Genomic DNA, 4,332 nt, shown 5'->3' with positions numbered 1-4,332 from the left:
CTCCGGCCGTGCGCCGGAGCGGGCCGACGCCTCGGGCGAGGCGATCCGCAGGACGTCGATGTGGTCGGACTGCGCGCGCACGGCCCGGTCGACCGGGAGCGCCTCCGGGACATCTGACTCCAGCCGACCCGCCAGACCCGTCGTCCAGCTCCTGTACGTGCGCTACCTCGCCGCACGACCCGTGGACGAGATCCAGTGCGTGGCCCAGACCCGGCAGCGGAACCGGTGTACCTACACGGTGCTTGCTCCCGAGGGCTCGGCGGGCGTCTGGAGGTTGGTCCCCGCGACGGCCGCCCAAGGCCAACTGGCGCTTCCTGCAGAGGCCATGGCGCTGTACGACCTCTCCTCCCTGCCATACGCCGAGCAGTTACGCTGGCGCAGGCAGCGCTGCCCTCAGCATGTTGCCGCCCCGACAGCGGCGGACCTCGCACTGACCGACTGGGAGCCGTTCGACCCGCTCCTCCACCACGCCCATGTGCACCCTCGACTTCCAACCCACGGACGTCGGCCGCGCCCTGATGGCGATGTACGGAATGGGGTTCGGCCATGAGACGGCAGCACGCTGTCGAGATCATCCTGACAAGGCCCGCGACTGGCAGAGAGCTTCACCGAGCCTGCAGAGCCGTACCACTGGCGACGAACGCCGACCACACCCGGCTGATGACCGTACGCCGGGCCAAGTCACCTGACCGAGCCCTCAGGTCACTTCGGCATGAGCTCGATCGCCTCCTGTCGATCGACGTGCTCACGACTCACTACGCTAACCAGTCCGGCCAGGTTCTGCTCAACGTCGACCTCCCCCATGCCCTGTGTTCGGCGCTTCGCCGGGACGCGGCAGCCCGAGGCGAGAAGCCCGCAGACTACCTAGGACGGGCCGTCGTAGAGGCCCTCGAATGGGATGAGCGGGACCGTACGCGGCAACTGACCGCGCAGCTCGAAGGCCTTCTCGCCCACCACGCCTCCGAAAACGTTCTGGCCCGTGCGGCTCGCATCCTGCTGCGCAGCCGTCACCCGGCATCTCTGCACTCGAACGACACGAACCGCTCTCACACGACCCCGTAGCCCACCCTCTCCGCGGAGCACTCGTTGCACACCCCCACCGACGAACAGGCGTACGCCGTCGACACCTTCCGCGATGGCCACCACCTGGTGCTACAAGCTGGCGCTGGCACCGGCAAGACCAGCACGCTGTGCCTGCTTGCCGCGAGTACCGGACGCCGTGGCCTCTACCTCCCCTTCAACAATGACATCGCCGACGATGCCGCAGCCCGTTTTCCACGTTCCGTTCTCTGCAAGACCGCGCACGCGACGGCTTACGCAGCCCTCGGCCACCGTTTCGCTCGCCGTCTCAGCAGTCCTCGCCAGCCCGCGTGGCGGATCGGACAGGCCCTCGGCATCAGGTCGGCCGTCCGTATCGGCGATCACGAGATCAGCCACCGAACCCTCTCCCATGCCGTGCTGCGTACGGTGACCCGCTTCTGCCAGTCCGCCGACAGGGCTCCGGCGCCTCATCACGTACCGGCCCTGCGCAGGCTCGGATCACTCGAAGAGGGCGCCCAACTTGCCGAAGCCGTCGTGCCGTTCGTCGTGAAGGCCTGGGCAGATCTGCAAAACCCTGAGGAGGGCGTGGTCCGCTTCGAGCACGATCACTACTTGAAGATGTGGGCCCTGACAGAACCGAAGATCGAGGCCGACTTCCTTCTCCTCGACGAGGCTCGGGACACCAACCCCGTGCTGGAACAGGTCTTCGCCGCTCAACGCAGCCACGCCCAGCTGATGATGGTCGGTGACTCCGCCCAGGCCATCTACGGGTGGCGCGGGGCCCAGGACGTGATGACAGATTTCGACGCCACCCACCTCACCTTGACCCGTTCCTTTGAGGTTGGTCGACCGAGGACCGAGGACCGGCGACCCGGGAACCGGGATCCGGGCAGATGGGGATGGTGCTGCGGCCACCGCTGATCATCTGCGTGCGAAGACGGAAGATCATGTGGTGGTCGCGGACACCTCACGCTTCCGCGCTGCCACCGGCACTCCGAAGCGTCCTGGCGGTCCTACGCTTAGGGCCGCGCAGATCCCGGCTGACCGGGATGGTTTCGGCGCAGCCTCTCCACGCTCGCTGTGCCGCAGGGCTCCGACCGTAGGCAATGTTGTGCACTTTCTTGATGGCTGCCAGGATTAAGTCCTACATTCCTCGGCACCTTCGCTCAGTGCACTGAGTATCTGCCTGTGTCCCGCTCCGTAGCCGCCCTCAGGGAGCCGTTCCATGTCTGCAAGCACCCGTCCTCGCGTCGGCCGCACCCGCCTGCGTATCGCCCTGGCCGCGCTGGCGTCTGCCGCCCTCGTCTCCGTTCCCTTGCCGGCCGCCGTTGCGGACACGCCGGCCGGCGGTCATCTCACCGGCACCCTCTCTGACGGTGCCACCTGGGTGGCGGACGTCCCCGAGCACTGGAACGGCACCCTGCTGCTGTTCAGCCACGGCTTCGGCCCCACCGTCGCCCGGGACGCCCCCACCGACGCCGTACGCACCGAACTGCTTGCCCAGGGCTATGCGATGGCCGGGTCGTCGTACGACCCCCATGGCTCGATGTGGGCGCTGAACAGCGCCGAACGCGACCAGTTCGCCACGCTCGACGCGGTCGCCGCGAAGATCGGCACCCCGCAGCGCACGCTGGCCATCGGCAATTCGATGGGCGGGCTCGTCAACGCGCAGCTCGCCCGCGACGGCGGCGGGCGCATCGACGGCGCGCTCGGCCAGTGCGGCCTGGTCGCGGGCGGCACCGATCTGGACAACTATCAGCTCGACGCCGAACACACCATCGCCCAGCTGCTCCTGCCGGAGCAGGACGTCAAGCTGGTCCACTTCGGCTCCGCCGACGAGGCGGCCGCCACCGCCACCCTGCTCACCAAGGCGGTCACCGCCGCGCAGGCCACACCGCAGGGCCGGGCCCGGATCGCGCTGGCCGCCGCCTTCCTCAACCTGCCCGCCTGGTCGCCCGGAAAGGACCGGACCGCCGCGACCGACTGGGCGGGGCAGGAGGCACAGCAGTACGACTGGTTCGCGCAGGGCATCCTGTCCTTCGTCGAGGGCGGCCGGTACGCCATGGAGCAGTCCGTCGGCGGCAACAACTCCTGGAACCTGGGCGTGGACTACACCCGTCTGCTGGCCGACTCCCCACACGCACCCCAGGTCCGCGCCCTCTACCAGGCAGCCGGCCTCGACCTGCGTGCCGACCTGCGCGCGCTGACCGAGGGCGCCACGGTCACCGCCGATCCCGCCGCCGTTCGCACCGCGCAGCGGACGTCCTCCGCGGGCCAGGGACTTGACGTGCCGTTGCTCGACATCCACACGAACGGCGACAACCTGGTTCCGGTGGAGCAGGAGAACCGCTTCGCCGCCCGTGTGCGCGCCTCCGGCGACGGCGCGCTGCTGCGGCAGGCGTTCGTCGAGCGACAGGGCCACTGCACGTTCACCACCGCCGAGACGGTGGCCGCCCTGCACGCGCTCGAACACCGCGTCAGCACCGGCCGTTGGGACGACGTCGCGACTCCGGACGCGCTCCAGCGGTCCGCCACGGCGCTCGGTCTGGACGGTGCAGCGTATGTCCCGTACCACCCGGCCGAATTGTCGGTCGGCCGCGACGACCGCCCGGCGCGCCCCACCCGCCACTGACATTGGGACCGCCCAGTGGCTCACGGCATCCCGGACGTCGATCCGCTTGCCGTGGCCTTGTTGACAGCGGTGTAGCGGGCGAGGACGACCACGTTCTCGCCCGCGACGACGTGAGTGTCGTCGTCGTGGGCGGTAGTCCCTCGGGGTTGTGGTGGGTCCTGGCGAGGAGGGAACCCGCCATCTCCGTCCACTCCACGTCCCGGGCGAGGGTCCGCCGTCGGCTGCAGTGATCAGCGGGGTTCGCGGACGACGGCGACTCCTCCCGGTGGGACGGTGACGGTGCCGTCGACCGGTGTGCCGGTGAGGAGTTCGATGCCTGCGGCGGGCGCTTCGGCGCCCTTGCCGGTGTGGTCGATGAGGAACAGGTAGTCGGCCTCCGTGCCGTGGCGCCGGACGACTTCGATGCCGGCGGGTGCCTCGTGCTCCGGTGTGACGTCGGCCTCCTGGCGTATGCGGTGGAGTAGGGCGGTGACAGTGTTCTGGTCGGGGTGGGTGCCCAGGTACCAGGTGGTGCCGTTGCCGTGCCGGTGGCGGGTGACGGCGGGGTGGCCCGCCAACGGGCCGTCGGCGTAGGCGGCGATGGCTTGCGCGCCGGTGAGCCGTATGCGTTCCGACCACAGGTCGGCGGTGGCGGCCGGAGGCACGTCGCCGGTCAGGCC

The 4,332-nt window shown here is 69.6% G+C and carries 2 protein-coding genes and 1 pseudogene; 2 read left to right on the top strand and 1 reads right to left on the bottom strand.

What is annotated here, in order from left to right; all coding sequences use genetic code 11:
- Positions 1 to 1,086: 1,086 nt before the first annotated feature.
- Together ABT057_RS48885 and ABT057_RS48880 are read left to right on the top strand one after the other, a co-directional pair.
- Positions 1,087 to 1,887: pseudogene (locus ABT057_RS48885) on the top strand (UvrD-helicase domain-containing protein); the annotation flags it as partial.
- A gap of 379 nt (positions 1,888 to 2,266) precedes the next feature.
- Positions 2,267 to 3,673: an alpha/beta hydrolase gene (locus tag ABT057_RS48880; RefSeq protein ID WP_352351858.1), complete on the top strand. Its 1,407-nt coding sequence runs from the start codon at positions 2,267 to 2,269 to the stop codon at positions 3,671 to 3,673.
- Positions 3,674 to 3,903: 230 nt separating this feature from the next.
- Here ABT057_RS48880 and ABT057_RS48875 read toward each other — a convergent pair.
- Positions 3,904 to 4,332, bottom strand: a 429-nt coding sequence (locus tag ABT057_RS48875) for a beta-galactosidase trimerization domain-containing protein (protein ID WP_352351856.1), incomplete at its 5' end; no start/stop codon positions are given.

The sequence above is a fragment of the Streptomyces sp. NPDC002588 genome (assembly GCF_040295925.1).
GTDB lineage: Bacteria > Actinomycetota > Actinomycetes > Streptomycetales > Streptomycetaceae > Streptomyces.
Note: the sequence above shows the minus strand (reverse complement) of the source record. Positions and strands in the feature narration are given on the sequence as shown.

Excerpts from the sequence above, each read along its gene's own strand:
- ABT057_RS48880 (WP_352351858.1), top strand. The coding sequence starts at position 2,267 with ATGTCTGCAAGCACCCGTCCTCGCGTCGGCCGCACCCGCCTGCGTATC.